The sequence below is a fragment of the Micromonospora haikouensis genome, assembly GCF_900091595.1.
Lineage (GTDB): Bacteria > Actinomycetota > Actinomycetes > Mycobacteriales > Micromonosporaceae > Micromonospora > Micromonospora haikouensis.
Genome location: NZ_FMCW01000016.1, coordinates 80,192 through 101,820 on the forward strand (window position 1 = coordinate 80,192; position 21,629 = coordinate 101,820).

21 protein-coding genes are annotated in these 21,629 nt (G+C 74.3%); 18 read left to right on the forward strand and 3 right to left on the reverse strand.

Annotated features, from left to right (window positions below):
* Positions 1-15 precede the first annotated feature (15 nt).
* Genes GA0070558_RS17825 through GA0070558_RS17865 form a run of 9 tightly spaced genes read left to right on the forward strand, consistent with a single transcriptional unit; the run spans position 16 to position 9,896 of the window.
* Positions 16-1,380: a M20/M25/M40 family metallo-hydrolase gene (locus tag GA0070558_RS17825; RefSeq protein ID WP_091281376.1), complete on the forward strand. Its 1,365-nt coding sequence runs from the start codon at positions 16-18 to the stop codon at positions 1,378-1,380.
* Positions 1,377-2,201: an alpha/beta fold hydrolase gene (locus tag GA0070558_RS17830; RefSeq protein ID WP_091281380.1), complete on the forward strand. Its 825-nt coding sequence runs from the start codon at positions 1,377-1,379 to the stop codon at positions 2,199-2,201. Before GA0070558_RS17825 ends, GA0070558_RS17830 begins: the two co-directional genes overlap by 4 nt.
* 9 nt (positions 2,202-2,210) lie before the next feature.
* Complete coding sequence (locus GA0070558_RS17835) at positions 2,211-3,191, forward strand: EamA family transporter (protein WP_091281383.1); 981 nt, start codon at positions 2,211-2,213, stop codon at positions 3,189-3,191.
* Between the two features lie 46 nt (positions 3,192-3,237).
* On the forward strand, positions 3,238-4,050 hold the full coding sequence (locus GA0070558_RS17840) for an IclR family transcriptional regulator (RefSeq protein ID WP_077939778.1): 813 nt from the start codon (positions 3,238-3,240) through the stop codon (positions 4,048-4,050).
* A 5-nt stretch (positions 4,051-4,055) separates the two neighbouring features.
* The gene (locus tag GA0070558_RS17845; RefSeq protein ID WP_091281574.1) at positions 4,056-5,270 is read left to right on the forward strand and encodes a CaiB/BaiF CoA transferase family protein; all 1,215 of its coding nucleotides are present in this window, start codon (positions 4,056-4,058) and stop codon (positions 5,268-5,270) included.
* Positions 5,271-5,303: 33 nt separating this feature from the next.
* Complete coding sequence (locus GA0070558_RS17850; protein WP_091281385.1) at positions 5,304-6,143, forward strand: cyclase family protein; 840 nt, start codon at positions 5,304-5,306, stop codon at positions 6,141-6,143.
* Positions 6,136-7,569 (forward strand): MmgE/PrpD family protein, encoded by a 1,434-nt coding sequence (locus GA0070558_RS17855; protein WP_091281388.1) that lies wholly within the window; start codon positions 6,136-6,138, stop codon positions 7,567-7,569. The genes GA0070558_RS17850 and GA0070558_RS17855 overlap by 8 nt, the downstream gene beginning before the upstream one ends.
* A gap of 4 nt (positions 7,570-7,573) precedes the next feature.
* Positions 7,574-9,037 (forward strand): dihydroorotase, encoded by a 1,464-nt coding sequence (locus GA0070558_RS17860; RefSeq protein ID WP_077939783.1) that lies wholly within the window; start codon positions 7,574-7,576, stop codon positions 9,035-9,037.
* Positions 9,038-9,041: 4 nt separating this feature from the next.
* Complete coding sequence (locus tag GA0070558_RS17865; protein ID WP_091281391.1) at positions 9,042-9,896, forward strand: HpcH/HpaI aldolase/citrate lyase family protein; 855 nt, start codon at positions 9,042-9,044, stop codon at positions 9,894-9,896.
* Between the two features lie 13 nt (positions 9,897-9,909).
* On the opposite strand, the gene GA0070558_RS17870 is transcribed toward GA0070558_RS17865, so the two are convergent.
* Positions 9,910-12,234, reverse strand: a complete 2,325-nt coding sequence (locus GA0070558_RS17870) for an exo-beta-d-1,3/1,6-glucosidase (protein ID WP_256091994.1) — start codon at positions 12,232-12,234, stop codon at positions 9,910-9,912.
* Between the two features lie 142 nt (positions 12,235-12,376).
* On the opposite strand from GA0070558_RS17870, the gene GA0070558_RS17875 reads away from it, so the two are divergent.
* The 3 genes from GA0070558_RS17875 to GA0070558_RS17885 all read left to right on the forward strand — a co-directional run bounded on the left by GA0070558_RS17875 (position 12,377) and on the right by GA0070558_RS17885 (position 14,483).
* Positions 12,377-12,976, forward strand: a complete 600-nt coding sequence (locus tag GA0070558_RS17875; protein ID WP_176734255.1) for a DUF5134 domain-containing protein — start codon at positions 12,377-12,379, stop codon at positions 12,974-12,976.
* 130 nt (positions 12,977-13,106) lie between these two features.
* The gene (locus tag GA0070558_RS17880; protein WP_091281403.1) at positions 13,107-13,940 is read left to right on the forward strand and encodes an alpha/beta fold hydrolase; all 834 of its coding nucleotides are present in this window, start codon (positions 13,107-13,109) and stop codon (positions 13,938-13,940) included.
* A gap of 75 nt (positions 13,941-14,015) precedes the next feature.
* On the forward strand, positions 14,016-14,483 hold the full coding sequence (locus tag GA0070558_RS17885) for a Dps family protein (RefSeq protein WP_091281407.1): 468 nt from the start codon (positions 14,016-14,018) through the stop codon (positions 14,481-14,483).
* 50 nt (positions 14,484-14,533) lie between these two features.
* Here GA0070558_RS17885 and GA0070558_RS17890 read toward each other — a convergent pair whose 3' ends face one another.
* Positions 14,534-14,725 (reverse strand): hypothetical protein, encoded by a 192-nt coding sequence (locus GA0070558_RS17890; protein WP_091281578.1) that lies wholly within the window; start codon positions 14,723-14,725, stop codon positions 14,534-14,536.
* Positions 14,726-14,987: 262 nt separating this feature from the next.
* Here GA0070558_RS17890 and GA0070558_RS17895 point away from each other — a divergent pair, with 262 nt between their 5' ends.
* Entirely contained in the window at positions 14,988-15,254 is a 267-nt protein-coding gene (locus GA0070558_RS17895) for a hypothetical protein (protein WP_091281580.1), read from the forward strand.
* A gap of 113 nt (positions 15,255-15,367) precedes the next feature.
* Here the strand turns inward: GA0070558_RS17895 and GA0070558_RS17900 are convergent, their stop codons facing one another.
* Positions 15,368-16,096, reverse strand: coding sequence for a hypothetical protein (locus GA0070558_RS17900; RefSeq protein WP_218107009.1), 729 nt, complete (start codon positions 16,094-16,096; stop codon positions 15,368-15,370).
* Positions 16,097-16,441: 345 nt separating this feature from the next.
* Here GA0070558_RS17900 and GA0070558_RS17905 point away from each other — a divergent pair, with 345 nt between their 5' ends.
* The 5 genes from GA0070558_RS17905 to GA0070558_RS17925 all read left to right on the forward strand — a co-directional run bounded on the left by GA0070558_RS17905 (position 16,442) and on the right by GA0070558_RS17925 (position 21,560).
* Positions 16,442-17,296: an ABC transporter permease gene (locus GA0070558_RS17905; RefSeq protein ID WP_198956743.1), complete on the forward strand. Its 855-nt coding sequence runs from the start codon at positions 16,442-16,444 to the stop codon at positions 17,294-17,296.
* On the forward strand, positions 17,293-18,015 hold the full coding sequence (locus GA0070558_RS17910; RefSeq protein ID WP_077939789.1) for an ABC transporter ATP-binding protein: 723 nt from the start codon (positions 17,293-17,295) through the stop codon (positions 18,013-18,015). The genes GA0070558_RS17905 and GA0070558_RS17910 overlap by 4 nt, the downstream gene beginning before the upstream one ends.
* A gap of 88 nt (positions 18,016-18,103) precedes the next feature.
* Positions 18,104-19,126, forward strand: coding sequence for an ABC transporter substrate-binding protein (locus GA0070558_RS17915; RefSeq protein ID WP_176734256.1), 1,023 nt, complete (start codon positions 18,104-18,106; stop codon positions 19,124-19,126).
* A gap of 7 nt (positions 19,127-19,133) precedes the next feature.
* Complete coding sequence (locus GA0070558_RS17920; protein ID WP_091281414.1) at positions 19,134-20,621, forward strand: MFS transporter; 1,488 nt, start codon at positions 19,134-19,136, stop codon at positions 20,619-20,621.
* Between the two features lie 36 nt (positions 20,622-20,657).
* On the forward strand, positions 20,658-21,560 hold the full coding sequence (locus GA0070558_RS17925; protein ID WP_091281417.1) for an ABC transporter substrate-binding protein: 903 nt from the start codon (positions 20,658-20,660) through the stop codon (positions 21,558-21,560).
* The last annotated feature ends 69 nt before the right edge of the window (positions 21,561-21,629 follow it).

Consider the following 21,629-nt stretch of genomic DNA (forward strand, 5'->3'; position numbering starts at 1 on the left):
CCCGCGGAGGAACCCATGCCCCACCCGGACACCGCCGCCGCGCTCGCCGCGGTGGACACCCACTTCGACGAGTTCGTCGCCGAACTCCAGCAGCTCTGCCGCATCCGCAGCCGCCGGCAGGAGCCCGACCAGATGGCGGCCACCGCCCGGTTCATCGCCGACTCCGTGCACCGCTGGGGCGGCCAGGCCGAGATCATCGAGTGGGAGCAGTCCCACCCGTACGTGCTGGCCGAGATCCCCGGCGCGGGGCAGCGCCGGCTGCTGCACTTCACCCACTACGACGTCGAGGTCGAACCGGCCGGCGACGACGCCGACTGGATCAGCCCGCCGTACGCGGCCGAGATCCACGACGGCCGCCTCTACGCCCGGGGCGTCGCCGACGACAAGGGCGCGCTGATGTCGCGCATCCACGCGGTGGCCGCCTGGCGGCTGGCGGGCCTGACCCCGCCGGTGACCAGCCGGTTCATCTTCGAGGGCAAGCAGTGGCTGCACAGCCCCGGCCTCGGCTCGTTCTGCGCGGCGTACGCCGACCGGCTCGACAGCGACGCGGCGCTGTGGGAGAACTCGTGGCGCGACGGGCAGGACCGGCCGCTGCTCAAGCTCGCCGAGAAGGGCGTGCTCTACCTGCGGCTCACCGTCCGTACCCTGCCCCGGGACCTGACCAGCCAGAACACCGCGCTGCTGCCGGCCGCGACGGCCCGGCTCGCCGCCGCCCTGGCGCAGTTGCAGCGCCCCGACGGCACGGTCACCGTGCCCGGCTTCGCCGACGACGTCCGCCCGCTCACCGACGCCGAGCGTGACCTGCTCGCCGAGGTGGAGTTCGACGGCGACTTCCTGCGCGAGCGGGCCGGCGTGCGCGGCTTCACCGGCGGTCTCGACGACCGGCAGGCCGCCGTGGCGATCCGCACCGTGCCGACGCTGACCGTCGCCGGCATCGCCGGGGGCGACATGCGCGACGACGTCACCCTCGGCATCCCCGCCACCGCCGCCGCGAAGGTCGAGATCCGGCTGGTGCCCGGCCAGGACCCGCAGCGGGTCCTCGCCGCCGTCCGCGACCACCTCGCCGCCACCGGCTTCGGCGACGTCGACATCGAGGTGATGGCGACGAGCCGGCCGAACATGACCGACCACCGCGACCCGTTCGTCGCCCTGGTCGCCGACGCCGCCCGCCGCGCGTACGGCGCCGAGCCCGTGATCGAGCCGTACACCCAGTGGATCGGCAACCAGGGGGCCCTCGCCGCCCGGCCCATCGTCGGCGTCGGCGTGTCCCGCGCCGACTCCGGGGTGGACGGGCCCAACGAGAACATCCGCCTCGACGACTACCGCGACGGCATCAGGCACGTCATCGAGGTCATGGCCGCCCTGGCGGTGACCGCGTGACCCGGGTGCGGGGCCACGCCGCGCGCGGCTACGTCGACCTGCCCCGGGGCCAAATCCACTACCGGCACGCCGGGACGCCGGGACACCCGACCCTGCTCGTCGTGCACCAGTCGCCGCTGTCGTCGGCGACCTACGACGTGGCGCTGGCCCCGCTGGCCCGGCGCGGGCTGCACGTCGTCGCCGTGGACACCCCCGGCTTCGGGATGTCCGACGCCCCGCCGCAGCCGTGGACGATCCCGCAGTACGCCGCCGCGCTCTGGCAGACCGCCGACGCCCTCGGCCTGGACCGGGTGCACCTGCTCGGCCAGCACACCGGCGCGGTGATCGCCGCGGAGGCGGCCCTGCGGGCCCCGCACCGGGTCCGCCGGCTCATCCTGCAGGGGCTGCCGCTCTACGACGATGCCGAACGCGCCCAGAAGAAGGCGACGTACGCCCCCGGCTACACGCCGGAGCGCGACGGGTCGCACCTGCGGGTGATCTGGGACCGCGTCTGGGGGCTCTACCCCCGGCTCAGCCCCGACGAGGCGGACCGGCAGGTCGCCGAGTACCTGCTGACCGGGCCGGACTACGCCACCGCGTACCGGGCCGTCTTCGACCACCGGCTGGACACGGCCGCCCTGGCGGCGGTGCCGACCGTGCTGCTGCACGGCGCCGACGACCTGGTCGACCGGATGACGCCGCAGGTGCGGGCCGCCCTGCCGCACGCCCCGCTGGTCACCATCCCCGGCGGCACCGACTTCGTGGCGGACGAGCAGCCCGAGGCGTTCGCCGACGCCGTGGCCGCCCAGTGCGACCTCGACGCCCCGGCGGTGACCCCGTGACCCGGTCCCATGTCCGGCGCTGAACCCACCGCCGCGGCGGCGCCACCGGTGGTGGGCCCACCACCGGTGGAACCGGCCGCGCTCGCCGCCGGGCTGGGCGCGGTCTACCTGCTGTGGGGCTCCACCTACCTGGGCAACCGGGTGGCCCTGGAGAGCCTGCCGCCGATGGTCTCCACCGCCGGCCGGTTCCTCGCCGCCGGGGCCCTGGTGCTCGCGGTGGTCGCGGCCCGCAACGGAGCGGACCGGCTGCGCCTGCCCCGCGACCGGTGGCCCGGCGTGCTGGCCGGCGGCCTCCTCATGGTCGGGGCGGGCAGCGCCCTGCTCGCCGTCGGCCAGCAGTACGTGTCGTCCGGCCTGGCCTCCCTGCTCGTCGCCGCGATGCCGCTGTGGGTGCTGGCGATCCGCCTCGGCGGCGGGCAGCGCCCCCGGCCGGCGGCCGTCGTGGGGGTCCTCGGCGGACTCGCCGGGCTGGCCCTGCTGGTGCTCGCCGGTGACCAGCGCCTGCACCTGGCCGGGATCGCCACCATCGTGGCGTCCACCATGGTCTGGGCGGCCGGCTCGACGCTGACCCAACGGCTGCCCGCCCCGGCCGACCACCTGGTCGGCACCGGCTGGCAGATGCTCGCCGGCGGCGCGGCCGTGGCGGTGGCCGCCCTGCCCGCCGGCGAGTGGCATCGCCTGCGCCTGGCCGAGGTCACCGGCCGCTCCTGGGTCGCCTGGACCTACCTGATGCTGGTCTGCACCGTCGTCGGGTTCAGCGTCTACACCTGGCTGCTGCGCCGCGCGCCCCTGCAACTCGTGGCCACGTACGCCTACGTGAACCCGGTGATCGCGGTGCTGCTGGGCATGGTGGTGCTCGACGAGCGGCTCACCGGCCGGCAGGTGCTCGCCGGTGCCGTCGTGCTCGCCTCGGTGGCGCTCGTCGTCGCCGTGGAACGGCAGCGGCAGTTGCGAGGATTGCCGCCGGGCACCCCCGCGACACCACCGTGACCGGCGGTGACCCTTCCGCCCGCGTCCGCCCACAGTGAGGACAGACATGACCACCACCCCCCTCGCCGCACCCGATGACCGGCGGGTCCGCTCCGGCCTCGGCCGGGCCCTCGACGTCATCAACATCATCGCCACCCGGGCACCGGAGACCCTCGGGGTGTCCACCATCGCCCGCGAGCTGGGGCTGCCGAAGGCGGTCGCGTACCGGATCCTGAAGGAGCTGGCCGCCGACGAGTTCCTCGACTTCGACGAGGACACCAAGCGCTACCGGCTCGGCGCCGGGGCGCTCGCGGTGGGCCTGGCCGCCCTGCGCGCGCTGGACGTCCCGGAGATCGCCCGCCGGTACCTGGTCCGGCTGGTCCGTCGCACCGGCGAGACCGCCACCCTGTCGGTGCGGCAGGGCTCGATCCGGGTCTACATCGACCAGGTGCTCTCCCCGCACGAGGTCCGCATGTCGGTGTCCCTGGGCACCAGCCACCCGCTGCACTCCGGCTCGTCGTCCAAGGCCATCCTCGCGGCGCTGCCCGCCGTGGAGCTCGACGAGTACCTGGCCCAGCCGCTGGAGCGGGTCACCCCCTCGACCATCACCGACCCGGCCGTGCTGCGCGACGAACTGGCCCACATCCGCCGGCAGGGCTACGCGGTGAGCATCGGAGAGCGGCAGAACGGCGCGGGCAGCGTCGCCGCCGCCATCCGGTACGGCACCGGCCAGGTCTTCGGCTCCATCTCCCTGTGCGGGCCGCAGGACCGGTTCACCCGGCAGGTCTGCGCCGACCACGGGGCGCTGGTGGCCGCCGCAGCCGCCGACATCTCCGCCGAGCTGGGCTACCACCCGCCGGCCGACCGGGCAGAGGGGTGACCGCCGTGACCACACCGACCACGCCCGCCGACGGCCCGCTCGCCGGGCTGCGCGTGCTGGACGCCTCCACGATTCTCGCCGGGCCGCTGTGCTGCCAGATCCTCGGCGACTTCGGCGCCGACGTCGTGAAGATCGAGCACCCGACCGCCGGGGACAGCATGCGGGGGCACGGCAAGGCCAAGGACGGCCACCCGCTGTGGTGGAAGGAAATCTCCCGCAACAAGCGCACCATCGGGCTGAGCCTGTCCGCCCCGGAGGGCGCGGCGCTGCTGCTGCGCCTGGCCGCCCGGGCCGACGTGCTGGTGGAGAACTTCCGCCCCGGCACCCTGGAGCGCTGGGGGATCGGCCCGGCGCAGCTGCACGCGGTCAACCCCGGCCTGGTCATCGCCCGGATCACCGGCTTCGGCCAGACCGGCCCGTACGCCTCCCGCGCCGGCTTCGGCACCCTCGCCGAGGCGATGAGCGGCTTCGCCCACCTCACCGGCGCCGCCGACGGCCCGCCCACCCTGCCCGCGTTCGGCCTGGCCGACAGCATCTGCGGCATCGCCGCCTCCTCGGCGGTGCTGATGGCGCTGCGCCACCGCGACCGCACCGGCGAGGGTCAGGTCGTCGACCTGAGCCTGCTGGAGCCGATCATGACGGCGGTCGGTCCCGGCCCGACCGTCTACGACCAGCTCGGCGTCGTCGAGCAGCGCAACGGCAACCGGTCGGTCAACAACGCGCCCCGCAACACCTACCGCACCAGCGACGGGGCGTGGGTCGCCGTCTCCACCAGCGCCCAGGCCATCGCCGAACGGGTGCTGCGCCTGGTGGGCCACCCCGAGGTCATCGACGAGCCCTGGTTCCGCACCGGCGCCGGCCGCGCCGGGCACGCCGACGAACTCGACGGGTACGTCGGCGGGTGGATCGCCCAGCGCACCCGCGACGAGGTCAGCCGCGCGTTCACCGAGGCCGGCGCGGCCGTCGCCCCCGTCTACAGCGCCCGCGACATCGCCGAGGACCCGCACGTGCGGGCCACGGAGATGCTCACCACCGTCGACGACGCCGACCTCGGGCCGGTGCGGATGCACAACGTGATGTGGCGGATGTCCGCGACCCCCGGACGGATCCGCTTCACCGGGCGCGCCCTCGGGGCCGACACCGAATCCCTGCTGATCGACGAACTCGGCTGCGACCCGGCCGAGATCGCCGATCTCCGAGCCCGCCACATCGTCGCCTGACGGCGTGGCCGAACCGCTGAAACGTGAGGAACCGTGACGACCACCGCCCGCCACGCCGACCGGCTGCTCGACGCCGTCCGCGCCGGAGTCGAGATCTACGACCTCGGCCGGCTGCTCTCGATCGGCATGCCCCAGTCGCCGAACCACCCGCCGTTCTGGCTGACCATGCCGCGCCGGCACGGTGACATGGTCCGCGCCGACGGCGGCTCGGCGGCCAACGACCTGCTGGTGATGGGCACCCACGTCGGCACGCACGTCGACGCCCTCGCCCACGTCTCCCACGACGGGCTGCTGCACGGCGGCGCGGACGCCGCCGCCGCCCAGTCCGGCGGGCGGTTCACCGAACTCGGCGTGCACACCGTCGCGCCGATGGTCCGCCGGGGCGTCCTGCTCGACGTCCCCGCCGCCCTCGGCCGGCCCGACTGCCCGGCCGGCTACGAGATCACCCCGGCCGACCTGGACGCCGCCGTCGACCGGCAGGGCACCCCCGTGGAGCCCGGCGACGTGGTGCTGATCCGCAGCGGCTGGGGCCGGCACTTCGACGACCCCGACCGCACCCGCTACGTCGGCCACGACTCCGGCGTGCCGGGCGTGGGCGCCGACGGGGCGCGATGGCTCGCCGCGCGCGGCGTGCACGCCGCCGGGGCCGACACCATCGCCTTCGAGTGCCTGCGCCCCGGCCAGGGTCACAGCAGCCTGCCCGCGCACCGGATCCTCCTGGTCGAGCACGGCGTCTACCTGATCGAGGCGATGGCGCTGGAGGAACTCGCCCGCGACGCGGTGCACGAGTTCACCTTCGTGCTGGCCCCGCTGCCCCTGTACGGGGCCACCGGCTCGCCGGTGCGCCCGCTGGCGGTGGTCGGCCGTGGCTGAGCCGACCCTCGGGCGGGCCCTGGCCGCGTTCGCCGCCGACACGCCCGCCGCCGCGCTGCCCGCCGCCGTCGTCGACAGCGTCCGCCAGCGGGTGCTCGACGTCGTCGGGCTCTGCGTGGCCGCCGTCGACCTGCCGAGCAGCCGGGCCGCCCTCGCGTACGTCCGCGACCAGGGCGGGCGGGGGCAGGCCCGGGCGATCGGGGTCGCCGACCCGGTGCCCGCCGCGCTGGCCGCGTTCGCCAACGGGGTGCTCGCGCACTCGCTGGACTACGACGACACCCACCTGCCGTCGGTGCTGCACCCGAGCGCGTCGGTGGTGCCGGCCGCGCTCGCCGCCGCCGAACTCACCGGCGCGTCCGGCCGGGAGACCGTCGCCGCCGTCGCGGTGGGCCTGGAGGTCTGCGTGCGGCTCGGCATGGCCGGCTACGACCGCGCCGCCGGCAACTCGGTCTTCTTCGAGCACGGCCAGCACGCCACCTCCATCTGCGGCACCCTCGGCGGGGCGGTCGCCGCCGCCCGGCTGTTCGGGCTGGACGCCGGGCGCACCCTCGACGCGCTGGGCGTGGCCGCCTCCATGGCGGCCGGGCTGATCGAGGCCAACCGCACCGGCGGCACCGTCAAGCGGATCCACTGCGGCTGGGCGGCGCACTCGGCGGTGAGCGCGGCGGCCCTGGCCCGGCACGGCATCACCGGCCCGCCCACCGTCCTGGAGGGCCGGTTCGGCTTCTTCGAGGCGTTCCTGCGCGGCGAGTACGACCCGGCGGAGATCACCGCGGGGCTGGGCGTCGACTGGGCCGTGCCGGACATCTTCTTCAAGCCCTACCCGGCCAACCACTTCACCCACGCGGCCATCGACGCGGCCCTGGCGCTGCGGCGACGCGGCGTACGCCCGGCCGACGTCGAGTCGGTCACCCTCGGCGTGCCCACCCCGGTCATCCGCACCATCGGGCAGCCCATCGACCGCAAGCGCCGTCCCACCACCGGCTACGAGGCCCAGTTCAGCGGCCCGTACGCGGTCGCCGCCGGCCTGCACGGCGGCGGGGTGCTCGGCGTCGGCCCGGACGACTTCACCGACGCCCTCGCCGTCGAGGAGTCCCGCCGGGCCGTGATGGCCCGCGTCGACGTGGTGCCCGACGAGCGCTGCGACGAGATCTTCCCGCACCAGTTCCCGGCCGTGCTGCGCGTGGTCACCCGCGACGGCCGGGAGTGGACCGAGGAGGTCCTGGCCAACCGGGGCGGGCCGGCCCGCCCGCTGACCACCGCCGAGCTGGCCCTGAAGTTCCGGCACAACGTCGCCGGTCGGCTGCCCGCCGACGTCGCCGGGGCCGTCGAGCGGGAGATCGCCGCCCTCGACACCGCCACCGACGTGCGACGACTGGCCGACCTGCTCGCCGCCGCCGCGGCACCCGACACCCGACAGGAGTGAGCGCATGACCACCTTCGACCTGCTGCTGCGCAACGTGCGCCTGGTCCGGCACGACCGGCCCGACACCGAGACGGTGGACATCGGCGTCACCGCGGGCACGGTCACCCGCGTCGCGCCGGGCCTCGACCCGGCCGACGCCGCGACCGTGCACGACGGGCAGGGGAAGCTCGCCTTCCCCGGCGTCGTCGACGCCCACCAGCACTGGGGCATCTACAACCCGCTCGCCGAGGACACCGCCTCGGAGAGCCGCGCCAGCGCCCAGGGCGGCGTCACCACCGCCCTGACCTACATGCGGACCGGGCAGTACTACCTCAACCGGGGCGGCCGGTACGAGGACTTCTTCCCCGACGTGCTCGCCGCCAGCGCCGGGCGCTCCCACATCGACTACGGCTTCCACCTGGCCCCGATGATGCGCGAGCACATCGACGAGCTGCCCGACCTGGTCGACCGGTTCGGGGTGACCTCCTTCAAGATCTTCATGTTCTACGGCGGGCACGGCCTGCACGGCCGCTCGGCCGACCAGAACTCGTTCCTGATGATCCCCGAGGGCGAACGCTACGACTACGCCCACTTCGAGTTCGTGATGCGCGGCGTGCAGGCGGCCCGGGAACGCTTCCCCGAGCTGGCCGACCAGATCTCCCTGTCGCTGCACTGTGAGACCGCCGAGATCATGAGCGCCTACACCCGACAGGTGGAGCAGGAGGGCCGGCTGCGCGGGCTGGAGGCGTACCACGCCTCCCGGCCGCCGCACTCCGAGGGACTCGCCGTCTCCATCGCCTCGTACCTGGCCCACGAGACCGGCCTGCCCACCATCAACCTGCTGCACCTGTCCTCGGCCAAGGCGCTCGACGCGGCCCTGCGGATGGCCGAGGCGTTCCCGCACATCGACTTCCGCCGCGAGGTGACCATCGGGCACCTGCTGGCCGACATCACCACCGCGCACGGCCTCGGCGGCAAGGTGAACCCGCCGCTGCGCCCGCGCGCCGACGTCGAGGCGCTCTGGGCCCACCTCCTCGACGGGCACGTCGACTGGGTGGTCAGCGACCACGCCTGCTGCAAGGACGAGGTCAAGTTCGGTGAGCCCCGCGACGACGTCTTCGTCGCCAAGTCCGGCTTCGGCGGGGCCGAGTATCTGCTGCCCGGCCTGCTCACCGAGGGCCGCCGCCGGGGCCTTCCGCTGTCGCGGGTCGCGGAGCTGACCTCGTGGAACCCGGCCCGCCGCTTCGGCCTGGCCGGCAAGGGCGCCGTCGCCGAGGGCTACGACGCCGACCTCTGCCTGGTCGACACCGACCACACCTGGACGGTACGGGCCGCGGACTCCGAGTCCACCCAGGAGTACACGCCGTTCGAGGGCTTCGAGCTGACCGCCCGGGTCACCGACACCTTCGTCCGGGGCGAGCACGTCCTCGTCGACGGCAAGGTCACCGGCAGCCCCCAGGGTCGCTACGTGCCCCGGGCCGGGCGGTAGCGCCGTGGCAGCTGTCGCCCGCAGCTACCTCTACGTCCCCGGGGACCGGGAGGAACTGCTGCGCAAGGCCCCCGGCCGGGGCGCCGACGCGCTCGTGCTCGACCTGGAGGACGCCGTCACCCCGGCCCGCAAGGCCGAGGCCCGCCGCGCGGTCGCCGCCGCGCTGGCCGCCCCGGCCACCACCGAGACCTGGGTACGGATCAACAGCGACCAGGTCGACGCGGACGTCGCGGTGCTCTCCGCGGCGGCGGCCGGGGTGTGGGTGCCGAAGGCGGAACCGGAGCTGCTGGCCGAGGTCGACCGGGCGCTGGCCGGGGCGGAACGCCGGCTCGGGCTGGCCGGGGCCACCTTCGCGGTCGTCGCCCTGATCGAGACCGCCCGGGGGATCCTCACCTGCCCGCAGGTCGCCGCCGCGCCGAGGGTGCTGCGGCTCGGGCTCGGCGAGGCGGACCTGGCGGGGGAACTGGGCCTGCAACCGGGGCCGGACCGGGCCGAACTCGCCCCGATCCGCTCGCAGGTCGTGGTCGCCTCCGCCGGGGCGCGGATCGTCGCGCCGGTCGGCCCCGTCGAGACGACGCTGCGCGACCCGGACCGGCTGGAGGCCGGCACGCGGACGCTGCTGCGCCAGGGCTTCCGGGCGCGCAGCGCCATCCACCCCGGCCAGCTCGCGACCATCAACGCCGTCTTCACGCCCGGCCCGGCGGAGGTGGCCGCCGCCCGGGAGGTGGTCGACGCGCTGGACCGGGCCGCCCGCGACGGCTCCGGCGTGGCGACCGACGCCCACGGCAGGCTGCTGGACCGGGCGGTGATCCGCGCCGCCACGGAGGTGCTGCGCCGCGCCGAGCGGCACGCCGGCTGAACCGCCCCCGGCCTCAGCCCGCCGGCCGCACGGTGAACGGGGCCCGCAGCAGCGTCTCGTCCCGCGACGACGGGCCGACGAGCAGCGTGAAGTCGCCGGGCTCGACCACCCGCACGCCCCGGCCGTCGACGATGGCGCAGTCGGCGACGGGGACGTCGATCCGCACCGTGGCGCTCCGCCCGGGCTCCAGCTCCACCTGCCGGAACGCCTTCAGCTCCTTGTCCGCCCAGCTCACGGAGGTGACGTCGTCGCTGACGTACGCCTGGACGGTCTCCAGGACCGGCCGGGTCCCGGTGTTGCGGACGGTGACCTCGGCGCGGACGGTGTCCGTCGGCGCGAGGTCGCCCGGGGCGACCCGCAGGTCGGCGTACTCGACGGTCGTGTACGACAGGCCGTCGCCGAAGGCGAAGGCGGGGCGCTGGGTCAGGTCGGCGTAGCGGGAGCCGTGCTGGCCACGAATCTGGTTGTAGTAGGTGGGCTGCTGCCCGACGTGCCGGGCGAACGAGATGGGCAGCCGCCCGGCGGGCTCGACGAGGCCGAGCAGCAGCTCGGCGATCGCCCGGCCGCCCCGCATGCCCGGGTTGGCCACCCAGAGCAGGGCGGCGGCGTCGAGCGCCGAGTCGGGCAGCACCAGCGGCTTGGACGCGAGCAGCACGACGACCATCGGCGTGCCGGTCGCGGCGAGGGCGTCCAGCAGGGCGATCTGCCCGCCGACCAGGTTGAGCGTCGCGGTGCTGCACCCCTCGCCGACCAGCTCGATGCGGTCGCCGACGACCGCGACGACGTAGTCGGCCCCCTCGGCGGCGGCGACCGCCTCGGCGATCAGCGCCGTGTCCGGCGGGCAGGGCAGGACGACCTGCGGGCGGGGCTGGCCGTCGGGGAACAACGCCCCCTCGGGGTCGGGGGCCATGGTGAGGATGTCGGCGCCGCGTGCGTGGGTGACCGCCCAGCCGGCGGGCACGTGGGCGCGCAGCCCGTCGAGGACCGTGGTGATCATGTCGCGGGGCTGGCCGTCGCGCATCCAGTCGGCCTGCCCGGAGGAGCCGGCCCAGTCGCCGAGCTGGGTCTGCGCGTCGTCGGCGAGCGGGCCGACGACCGCGACCGTGCGCGGCGGGCCGCCGTCGCCCCGGGCGCGCCCGGCGTCGTCGGCCGCGAACCCGCCCGCGAGCGGGAGCATCCCGTCGTTGCGCAGCAGCACCAGCGACCGGCGGGCGACCTCCAGGTTGAGCGTGGCGTGCGGCGCGCTGCCGATCACCGCGCGTTGCCGGGCGACGTCGGGCCGGCGGGGGTCCTCGAACAGGCCCAGCTCGAACTTCAGGGCCAGGATGCGGGAGACGGCGTCGTCGAGGTCCGACTCGACCAGCAGGCCCCGCGCGACCGCGTCCTGGGCGCCCTGGAAGAACTGCGGGGTGGTCATGATCATGTTGTTGCCGGCGCGGACGGCCGCGGCGGCGGCGTGCGCGTGGTCGGGCTGCACCCGCTGCTCCCAGACCATCCGGCCCACGTTGTCCCAGTCGGTGACGAGCATGCCCGTCCAGCCCCACTCGCCGCGCAGCACGTCGGTCAGGAGCCAGTCGTTGACGGTGATCGGCACGCCGTCGGTGCTCTGGTAGCCGAGCATGAACGTGCGGCACCCCTCGCGCGCCACCCGCTCGAACGGCGGCAGGAACCACGCGCGCAGCTTGCGCCGCGACAGGTCCGCCTCGGTGGCGTCCCGGCCGCCCTGGGTCTCGGAGTAGCCGGCGAAGTGCTTGGCGGTGGCCAGCACGGCGGTCGGGTCGGCCAGGTCCTCGCCCTGGTAGCCGCGCACCATCGCGGCGGCCAGCTCACCGATCAGGAACGGGTCCTCGCCGAACGTCTCGTCGACCCGGCCCCAGCGCAGGTCCCGGGCGATGCACAGCACGGGGGAGAAGGTCCAGTGCACGCCGGTCGGGGCCACCTCGACGGCGGTGACGCGCCCGACCCGCTCGACGAGCTCCGGCGACCAGGTGGCGGCCATGCCGAGCTGGGTGGGGAAGATCGTCGCGCCGGGGAAGAACGAGTGCCCGTGGATGCAGTCCTCGCCGACCAGCAGCGGGATGCGCAGCCGGGTGCGCGCGGTCAGCTCGTGCGCCTCGACCACCCGCGCGGGGGAGGTGTGCAGGATGGACCCGACGTGCCTGCCCAGGATGTGGTCGGCCAGGTCGCCGTGGGAGTCGAGCTGCATCATCTGGCCGACCTTCTCCGCCAGGCTCATCCGCCCGAGCAGGTGGGCCACCCGCTGCGCGGTCGGCCGGGTCTGGTCCAGGTGGGGCAGGTCGTCGCTGATCGGGTCTGCGATGCTCCGGGACGCGGTCACCGCCCGACCGTACACACCTCGGCCGGTCCCGTGTGGACGCAGAGGGCAACTTCGCGCACAGACGCCGGCTCCCGCGCCGACTACCGTCGGCCCTGACCGTCTGCCCACGGGCCCGGACCGGTCGGACGAGGGGAGCAAGCCCATGGTGTTCCCGGCGCTGCAATGGCCGATGACGCTGGCCCTGATGGCCGTGACGTCCTACCACGGGTTCCGGTTCCTGGGCCCGGCGTCCGCGCGGGCGGGATCGGGCCGGGCCGCCCGGTGCCGGATCGCCGAGGGCGTGCACCTGCTCATGGGCGTGGCGATGACCGCGATAGTGTGGGCGCTCGGGGTGCCGCAGGCGGTGTGGCTCGTCCTGTTCGTGCCGGCCGGGGTCTGGTTCGCGGCGCTGACCGCACGCCGCCCGGCGGCGCTCGGCTCGCGGGCGGCCACCGGATACTTCGCCCTCTCGTCGGCGGCGATGGTGTGGATGACCGGCCTGCCGGGCGGCCACGCCGGGCCGCACGGCCAGCACGGCGCGGCCACGTCGGCGGGCTGGTGGCCGCCGCTGGTCAGCCTGGCCCTGGGCGGGTACCTGCTGCTCGCCGCGGGCTGGTGGGCGGCCCGGGGCGTACGCCTGACCCCGGCCTGGCGCGACCACGTGCCCGCCGGCCGACCGGGGGTGGCCGGGGCGCGGGCCGAGGGCCTCTGCCACGCCACGATGGGCGTGGTGATGGGCCTCATGCTGCTGGCGACGGTGTAGGCGTGCAGTTCTGCGTGTCTTCTTCGTGGTGTGGGCCGCGCCGCGCCGGTTGACTCGACGGCAGGTCACGCACGACGCGACGGGGGCGTCGACGGGCCCACGGTCCCCCACTCAGCACCAGGAGCGGCACATGCCCTACGTCACGGTCGGCGAAGAGAACAGCGGCGACATCGACATCTACTACGAGGACCACGGCACCGGCGCGCCCGTCGTGCTCATCCACGGCTACCCGCTCGACGGGGCGTCCTGGGAGAAGCAGTCGCGGGAGCTGCTCGCGGCCGGCTACCGGGTGGTCACGTACGACCGGCGCGGGTTCGGCAAGTCGAGCCAGCCGACCGTCGGCTACGACTACGACACTTTCACCGCCGACCTGCACACCCTGCTGGAGCACCTGGACCTGCGCGACGTCGTGCTGGTCGGCTTCTCGATGGGCACCGGCGAGGTGACCCGCTACCTCGGCACCCACGGCTCGGGCCGGGTGCGCAAGGCGGTGCTGATGGGCGCGGTGCCGCCGTTCCTGCTCAAGACCGACGACAACCCCGAGGGCGTCGACGCGCAGGTCTTCGCCGACATCAAGGCGGCGGTGGTGGCCGACCGGCCCGCGTACTTCAAGAGCTTCCTCGACAACTTCTACAACGTCGACGTGCTGGGCGGCACCCGGATCAGCGACGAGGCCTGGCAGAACAGCTTCATCACCGCGGTCGGCGCGTCGGCGTACGCCGCGTACGCCTGCGTCGACACCTGGCTGACCGACTTCCGCGCCGACCTCGGCAAGATCGACGTGCCGACGCTGCTGCTGCACGGCGACGCCGACCGGATCCTGCCGATCGACGCCACCGCCAACCGGCTGCCGGAGCTGATCGCCGACCTGCGCTACGAGGTGATCCCGGGCGGCCCGCACAACATCGCCTGGACGCACCCGGAGCTGGTCAACCGCTACCTGCTCGACTTCATCGCCGCGTGAGCGGTCCGGCCTCGCCCACGGTGGCGCCGGCGCACGGCGCGTGCGCCGCCCCACTCACCTGAACGGAGAACAACCATGGCCGTTGTCGACGGCATCCTCGACTCCACGGACCGCAAGACCACCGGCGAGGCGCTGCAGCAGGCGCTGGCGGACCTGATCAACCTGGGGATGCTGGCCAAGCAGGCGCACTGGAACCTGGTCGGCCCGCACTTCCGCAGCCTGCACCTGCAACTCGACGAACTCGCCGACCTCGCCCGCCGGTACGCCGACGAGGTGGCCGAGCGGGCCGCCGCCGTCGGGCTCAACCCCGACGGGCGGGCCGCGACGGTCGCCGCCCAGTCGACGCTGCCGACCCTCGACCACGGCGACGTCGAGGAGGGCACCGCCGTCGAGGTCGTGGTCGACGCGCTGTTCGCCCTGATCCGCACGCTGCGTCAGGCGGTGGCCGACACCGCGACCAGCGACCCGATCTCGCAGGACCTGCTCATCGGGGCCACCGCCGCCGTGGAGCAGCAGCACTGGCTGTTCCGCGCCCAGCGCTGACCCCCACCCGCCGCGCCCGCCTCCGCTCCCGGGGGCGGGCGCGGTCGTCGTCAGTCCTCGTCGGCTGGGCTGGGGCGGTTCTGCGTGATCCAGGCCCGGACGGCTGCGCCATCCCAGACACGGCCCATCTTCAAGGTGACGACGGGGTCGGGGAATCCCTTACGGCCAACGATGATCGTGGCGCGCTGCTTGCTGATCCCGCCAAGCAAATCGCGGATCTCATCCAACCCGAGCAGCTCCACGATCTGACGGTATGGCCCCAGGGGGGTGCACCAGACGGAATCGGCTGAGGCAACCCTCACAGGGGTTGCCTCCATGCAACCCCTGTGGGTGTCATGGGTTGATGACCGTGCGTCGGCTGCCCCCGCTGATCGTCGACGCCTGGCGTGCCCTCGACTGGCACAAGCACCGGCGGTGTTCCGCTTGCCGCTCGACCGGCGGGTGTCCCGTGGTGGAGTTGGCCCGCGCCCGGATCAGGGCATGGCGACGCTACGGCCCCCGGCGATGATCGAACTCAGCGCCGGCGACGTTCTCCACATCACTGCCGCCTGCAGCGTCCAGTTCGCGAAGCCGATGATGTTCCGCCTGATCAAGGTGCGGCACGACCTGGTGACCTACGACCACTGGGTCTGGCTCGACGGCTACCAGCTCGACGCCAAGGGCGACGCGGTGGCCCGGCGGGAGATTTTCGTCCTGCGGGCGGGGTTGACGGTCCGACGACGAACCGCCCCGATGCAATCGAGGCGGCCAGTATCGAATGCGCGGGCTTGAAGCCGGTATCGAAGCGGGAACCGGTGTGAATCTTGGAAGATTTCGGCCCCCAGAGGGGCGCATTTCTTCCAAGATCTCCGCTCTGGGGAGCGGCCGGGTCGGTCGGCTGGGCGTCACCGTCGAACCGCGCCAGCCCGCGTCGGCGCCGGCGTGGCGTCGGGCTGCGCGGTCCCGCCAGAACGGTCGACGGCGGTCCTGGTCTGGCGTCGCCGCAGCACCAGCCACGTGCCGAGGATGATCAGGGAGATCAGCGGCGCCGGGTGGCCGAGCAGCGCGGCGACGGTGAGGTCGGCGGCCACGCCGACGACGGTGGCCACGAAGACCCAGCGCGGCGCGGTCCCGGCGACCTGCCGCCGGTCCGCCGGCATCCAGCGGGTCGTCGACCAGGGCTTGGCCACGGACACCCAGGCATGGAAGGCGATGGCGCCGGCCATCAGCGCCGAGCCGACGGCCAGCGGCACGGCGGGACCCCGCGCGCCGGTGGTGGCCGCCGCCGCCGAGTCGGCCAGTGCCGAGCCGAGGACGAAGATCCCGAGGTGGAGCTGGACCAGGGTGATCACGAACTTCACCAGCACCCAGCGGTAGCGGAAGAAACCCCAACCGGTGGCGGCGGCGAGCATGAACCCGGTGAACGCCGAGGCGTTGGCCAGCGGCGCGAGCAGGCGTCCGTCGAGCACCTGCGCCATGGACGTGGCGGCGACGGCCACGTCCCGGTCGGGCGTGGTGAGGCTGGTGGTGAGCAGCACGCAGAGGGCGAGGGCCTGCGCCATCCAGCCCACCGACGTCGTCACGTGCAGCCACAGCGTGAGCTGACGCCAGCGCCGTACGGAGAGTGAAGCCATGGGCCCACGCTCGCAGCGGGCCGCCCGCCCGGCCAGGGGAGAAAACCCGGGACCGGTGGGCCGGCCGCCCCGGACCCTCCTCAGGGGACCCCCTACGGAAGTCGGGTGGGGGCGCAGCTCCGGGCGGGGGCGAGCCGGCGCGGCGAGGGCGCGCGGTTGACGGACGGTCACGGCTCGCACGCTGTCGGCTACCCGACACCCGCTGTCCCGATGGGTGAGACGCGTCTTGCTACCCTACTAATCCTACCGGCAGGATAGGGAATCGAAGATCGGTGCGTACGCACTGGTCAATGACCTGCCGCGGTCGAGGACGACGCGGCCCGCGTACCGAAAGATGGGATGTCGATGACCGTCACGCACCCTGTCGTCGCCGAGGAGGTCGCGCTCGGCGGCGGGCGGTCGCCCGCCCCGCCGGGCCGCCCGCCCGCCGCCGACGTCGTGGGACGCCTCACCCGGCCGCTGCCCGCGCTGCTGCTCGTCGGCCTGCTCGCGGCCGGCTGGCAGCTCATGGCCGACGCCTCCGGCAGCGCGCTGATCCCCGGCCTCGGCGACGTCGCCCGCAACCTGGTCGACATCGCCGCCAGCGGCGCGCTGTGGGACAACGTCCGGGTCACCCTCACCCGCGTCGCGTTGGGCTTCGCGGCGGCGTTCGTCGTCTCCGTCGCCGCCGGCATCGCGATGGGCCGCAGCGAGTGGCTGCGCCGCTTCCTGGAGCCCGCCGTCCTCATCGGACTGGCCACCCCCGGCCTGGTCAAGGCCCTGCTGTGCGTGATCTGGTTCGGGGTGAGCCTGCTCAACCCGATCCTTACCGTGGCGCTCGCGGCGGCCCCCGCGCTGACCATCAACGTCGCGCAGGGCGTCCGCTCGGTCGACCCGGCGCTGGGCGAGATGGCGCACGTCTACCGCCTCGACGCGCTGACCCGGCTGCGGTACGTGTGGCTGCCCGCCATCGTCCCCGACCTGTTCACCGGGGCGCGGCTGGGCATCGCGATGGCCTGGAAGGTCATCGTGCTGGTGGAGATCTTCGGCCTCGCCGACGGCGTCGGCTACCAGCTCAACCTGGAGTTCTCCCAGCACAACGTGGCCGGCGTGCTCGCCTGGACCGTCGCCTTCGCGCTGGTCATGGCCGCCATCGAGTACGGGCTGCTGCAGACCCTGGAACGGCGCGCGGTGCGCTGGCGGCGGGTGGCGCTGCGATGAGCGTGCGGATCAGCCTCGACGGCGTCGACAAGGCGTTCACCAACCGGCGCACCGGCGAGCGGCAGCAGATCTTCCGCGACTTCTCCCTCACCCTCGCGCCCGACGAGCTGGTCGCCGTCGTCGGCGGCTCCGGCACCGGCAAGACGACCCTGATGCACCTGATCGCCGGCCTGGAACGCCCCGATGCGGGCACCGTCTCCACCGGCGGCGGGCGGCCCCGCCTCGGCATGGTGTTCCAGCAGCCCCGCCTGCTGGACTGGACCTCCGTCGAGACCAACGTGCGGCTCGCCGCGACCGCGGCCGGCGTCGACGCCGCCGAGGTCGCCCCGATCCTCGCCGCCGTCGGCCTGACCGAGTACGCCCGGTCGTACCCGTCGGTGCTCTCCGGCGGGCAGCGCCAGCGCGTCGCCGTGGCCCGCGCGTTCGTCGTACGCCCGGAGGTGCTGCTGCTCGACGAGCCGTTCAGCGCGCTGGACGAGCTGACCGCCCGCCGCCTGCGGCTGCTGCTGCAACAGCTCTGGCTGCGCACCCCGCGCACCGGCCTGCTGGTCACCCACAACGCGCTGGAGGCGGCGTTCCTCGCCGACCGGGTGGTGGTCCTCGGCGGACGCCCCGCCGAGGTGGTGCGGGAGTACCGCATCGACCGCCCGCGCCCCCGCAGCCCCGAGGACCCCGAACTGTTCGACGTGCACCGCCGCATCGTCGCCGCCCTCACCTGAGCCCGCCCCATCCCCGGCGCGGCCACCGGCCCGCCGCCCTCACCCCTCGGGCCGGGCACCCGCCTGATTCACCCTGGAAGGAACCCCCGTGTCCACGACACCCCTCACCCGACGATCCCTGCTGCGCGCCGCCGGGCTCCTCGCCGGCGGCGCCGGCGCGGCCACCCTGCTGACCGCGTGCGGCACCGACGAGCCGGCCGCCGCCGGTGGCGGCGGCACCCGCAGCGCCAAGGTGCAGCCCCGCAGCCCCGGCACGGCGGGGGCGATCCGCGACTCCGTCGCCGAGCAGTTCGGCCTGGAGGCCAAGCACGGGCTCCGCCTCGACCGCAAGGCCGGCGGCGGCCCCGGCGCGGGGCAGGAGCAGCTGCTCACCGGCGTGCTCGACATCTACGCGTTCGGCCCGCTGGGCGCGACCGAGGTGAACACCAGCGGCCACGACGTGGTCATCGTCGGGCCGTCGCTGTGGAACCACGGCCGCTGGATCGTCCCGGCCGACAGCCCGTACCAGAGCATCGCCGACCTCAAGGGCAGGAAGGTCGGCGTGCAGCCGCCCAGCAGCGACACCTACCGGGCCGCGGCCCTGGCCTCGGCGGTCAACGGCATCCGCTTCGACCGGGAGTTCAAGCTGTTCACCGGGCAGCCCATCGCCAACCTCGCGCTCTACGAACGCGGCGACCTCGACGCGATCATCGCGATCGAGCCCAACGCCACCCGCCTCGTCGGCTCCGGCAACCGGCAGCTCGCCTCCGTCGGCGAGTTGTGGCAGAAGGGGACCGGCGACAGCAGCCCGCTGTTCCTCAACGGCACCGCCGTGCGCCGCGACTGGCTGGCCGCCAACCGGGAGACCGCGAAGGCGTACGTCGACTTCACCCTGGAGGCCTGGCGGCTGATCAAGCAGGACCCGGCCCTGATCGGGAAGTACCACGCCGACTACGGCGTCCCCGCCGAGGAGAAGAAGGCCATCGAGCTGCTGCCGGAGCGGCTCGCCCCCGTCTACGCCGACGTGTGGGACGACACCGTCTTCGCCAACCTGGAGAAGCAGATCGACCTGGCCATCGAGGTCGGCGTGCTGAAGAAGCGGGCCGACAAGCCGGTGTACGAGAAGCTCTGAGCCGACGATGACCCTCACCTGGCGCAGCCGCGCCGCCCTGCTGGTGTGCTGCGGGACGCTGTTCCTCGGCGTCCTCGACGGCGCGGCGCTGAACCTGGCCCTGCCGTCGGTGCAGCGCGACCTGCGGCTGAGCACGGTCGAGCTGCAGTGGGTGGCGACCAGCAACGCGCTGGTGCGGGCCAGCCTCACCCTGCTGTGCGGCGCGGTCGCCGACCGGTACGGGCGGCGGCGGATGTTCCGGGTCGGGCTGCTGGTGTTCGTCGCGGGGTCGCTGCTGTGCGGGGTGGCCCCGCACGCGCCCGCCCTGGTCGCCGCCCGGGGCGTGCAGGGCGTCGGGGGCGCGCTGATGGCCCCGCCCGCCCTCGCCCTCATCGCCAACCTGTTCCCCGACGCGCTGCGGCGCGGCCGGGCGCTGGGCACCTGGAGCGCGACGGCCGGGGTCTCCGCCGCCTGCGGGCCCCTGGTCGGCGGGGTGCTGGTGCAGGCCGCCGGCTGGCGCAGCCTCTTCGCCGTCAGCGTGGCCGGCGCGGCGGTGCTCTACCTGGGCACCCGGCTGCTGCCGCCGGGCGTCGTCGACGGCCCGCCCCGCCGCCTCGACGGGCTGGGCAACACCCTGGCCGCCCTGGTGCTGGTCGGCTTCACGTTCGCGCTGATCGACGGCCCGAGTCGGGGCTGGCTGAGCGGGCCCGTCCTGGTCGCCGTGGCCGTGGCGGTGGCCGCCGCCGTCGGGTACGTGCCGGCCGCCCGCCGCCGCCCCGACCCCGTGCTCGACCCGCGCCACCTGGCGATCCCCGCGCTGCGCGGCGCGGTGCTCACCGCGGTCGTGGCATACCTGGCGCTGGGCGGGTTCACCTTCGTCAACACGTTCTACCTGCAACAGGTGCGCGGGTTCAGCCCGCTGGCCACCGGCCTGCTCACCCTGCCCACCACCCTCGGCACGCTCGTGCTCGCCAACGTCTCCGGCCGGATCGTCGGCCGGCACGGCGGCCGGCTGCCCGCCACCGTCGGGCACCTGTCGTTCGTGGCGTCGATGACCATGCTCGCCCTGACCGTCACCACCGACGCGGGCCTGGCCCCGCTGCTCGTCGGCTACCTCCTGCTCGGCGCCGGCATGGGCCTGGTCAACCCGCCGGCCACCAACACGGCCGTGAACAGCCTGCCCCGCGAGCGGGCCGGGGTGGCCAGCGCCATCACCAGCGCCTCCCGGCAGATCGGCACCAACCTCGGGGTCGCCGTCCTCGGCGCGGTGGTGGTGTCGGTGCTGGCCCTGACCGGCCAGCCGACCGACGACATCGCCCGGGTCGCCGCCGAGGCCGGCGACGACTTCACCACCGCCCTGCGCGTCGCGTACGCGCTGGTGGCGGCGACCGCCGCGTACTGCGCGTACGCGACGTGGCGGCTGTTCCGGCCGCCACCCGACCGGCCGGCCGGAGAGGAGGTGGTGGGGATCGAGGACGCGCCGACGGCACCACCGACCGCTACCCCCGCCAGATAACGCACAGCACCAACCAGCACAGAAGGGACCACCCCGGTGACACTCAAGAAGGTCAGGAGCGTCCGCAGCGGCGCCATCTTCACCCTGCCGTACCTCGTCGGCCTGGAACACGGCTACTTCGCCGAGGAGGGCATCGACCTGGAGCTGGTCGCCCCCGGCTCGTACGACGCGGTGCTCAAGCCGATCGAGGAGCACGAGCTGGTCAGCTCGTTCGGCGGCATCTCCAAGCCGTTCGAGAGCGGCGACGTCTCCCTCTACCGGGCCTGCGAGTGGGGGCAGATCCGCCGCTCCCACGACAGCGAGCGCGGCGGGCAGATCATCGCCAAGCGCGCCTCCGTGGCCAGCCAGGCGATCTTCGTGCGGCCCGACTCCGACATCAAGCACCCGCAGGGGCTGGCCGGCAGGACCGTCGGCGTCAACTTCCACCACGGCTCGCACTACCTGGCCATCCAGTCCCTGGAGGGCTTCCTGGAGCAGGACGAGATCAAGGTGGTGCACGCCGGCGGGCCGGCCGAGCGGTTCCGCAAGCTGCGCGACGGCGAGATCGACGCCGTGGCCCTGATGGAGCCGTGGACCACCGCCGCCGAGAAGCTCGGCTACGTGCTGGTCACCGAGGCGTTCTACGTCGGCTCGGAGATCGCCAGCGCCGATGTCGACCCGGAGACCTTCGCCGCCGTCGACCGGGCCGTCCGCCGGGCCGTCAAGAAGATCAACGAGGACATCCGGCCGTACCTGCACCACTTCGTCGCCGAGGTCCCCGAGGACCTGGTGAAGCTGGAGCCGGCGGACTTCCGGCTCGGCCGGCTGCGCTACATCGACCCCGAGCCCTACCCGGAGGCCGAGTTCGAGCGCACCTACCGGTGGATGGTGAAGTGGGGCCTCATCGCGCCCGAGTCGACGTTCAGCTCCATCGTGGACAACCGCGTCGTCGCGGTCTGACCCGCGTGCGGGGGCCGGCCCGGCCGACGACGTCCGGGCCGGCCCCGCGCCACGATCAACAGCGCCGCA

Bases quoted from the DNA above. Each gene is read 5' to 3' on its own strand.
- GA0070558_RS17840 (WP_077939778.1), top strand. From the start codon at position 3,238: ATGACCACCACCCCCCTCGCCGCACCCGATGACCGGCGGGTCCGCTCC.
- GA0070558_RS17835 (WP_091281383.1), top strand. From the start codon at position 2,211: ATGTCCGGCGCTGAACCCACCGCCGCGGCGGCGCCACCGGTGGTGGGC.
- GA0070558_RS17895 (WP_091281580.1), top strand. From the start codon at position 14,988: ATGATCGAACTCAGCGCCGGCGACGTTCTCCACATCACTGCCGCCTGC.
- GA0070558_RS17825 (WP_091281376.1), top strand. From the start codon at position 16: ATGCCCCACCCGGACACCGCCGCCGCGCTCGCCGCGGTGGACACCCAC.
- GA0070558_RS17875 (WP_176734255.1), top strand. From the start codon at position 12,377: ATGGTGTTCCCGGCGCTGCAATGGCCGATGACGCTGGCCCTGATGGCC.
- GA0070558_RS17885 (WP_091281407.1), top strand. From the start codon at position 14,016: ATGGCCGTTGTCGACGGCATCCTCGACTCCACGGACCGCAAGACCACC.
- GA0070558_RS17860 (WP_077939783.1), top strand. From the start codon at position 7,574: ATGACCACCTTCGACCTGCTGCTGCGCAACGTGCGCCTGGTCCGGCAC.
- GA0070558_RS17900 (WP_218107009.1), bottom strand. From the start codon at position 16,096: ATGGCTTCACTCTCCGTACGGCGCTGGCGTCAGCTCACGCTGTGGCTG.
- GA0070558_RS17910 (WP_077939789.1), top strand. From the start codon at position 17,293: ATGAGCGTGCGGATCAGCCTCGACGGCGTCGACAAGGCGTTCACCAAC.
- GA0070558_RS17920 (WP_091281414.1), top strand. From the start codon at position 19,134: ATGACCCTCACCTGGCGCAGCCGCGCCGCCCTGCTGGTGTGCTGCGGG.
- GA0070558_RS17905 (WP_198956743.1), top strand. From the start codon at position 16,442: ATGACCGTCACGCACCCTGTCGTCGCCGAGGAGGTCGCGCTCGGCGGC.
- GA0070558_RS17880 (WP_091281403.1), top strand. From the start codon at position 13,107: ATGCCCTACGTCACGGTCGGCGAAGAGAACAGCGGCGACATCGACATC.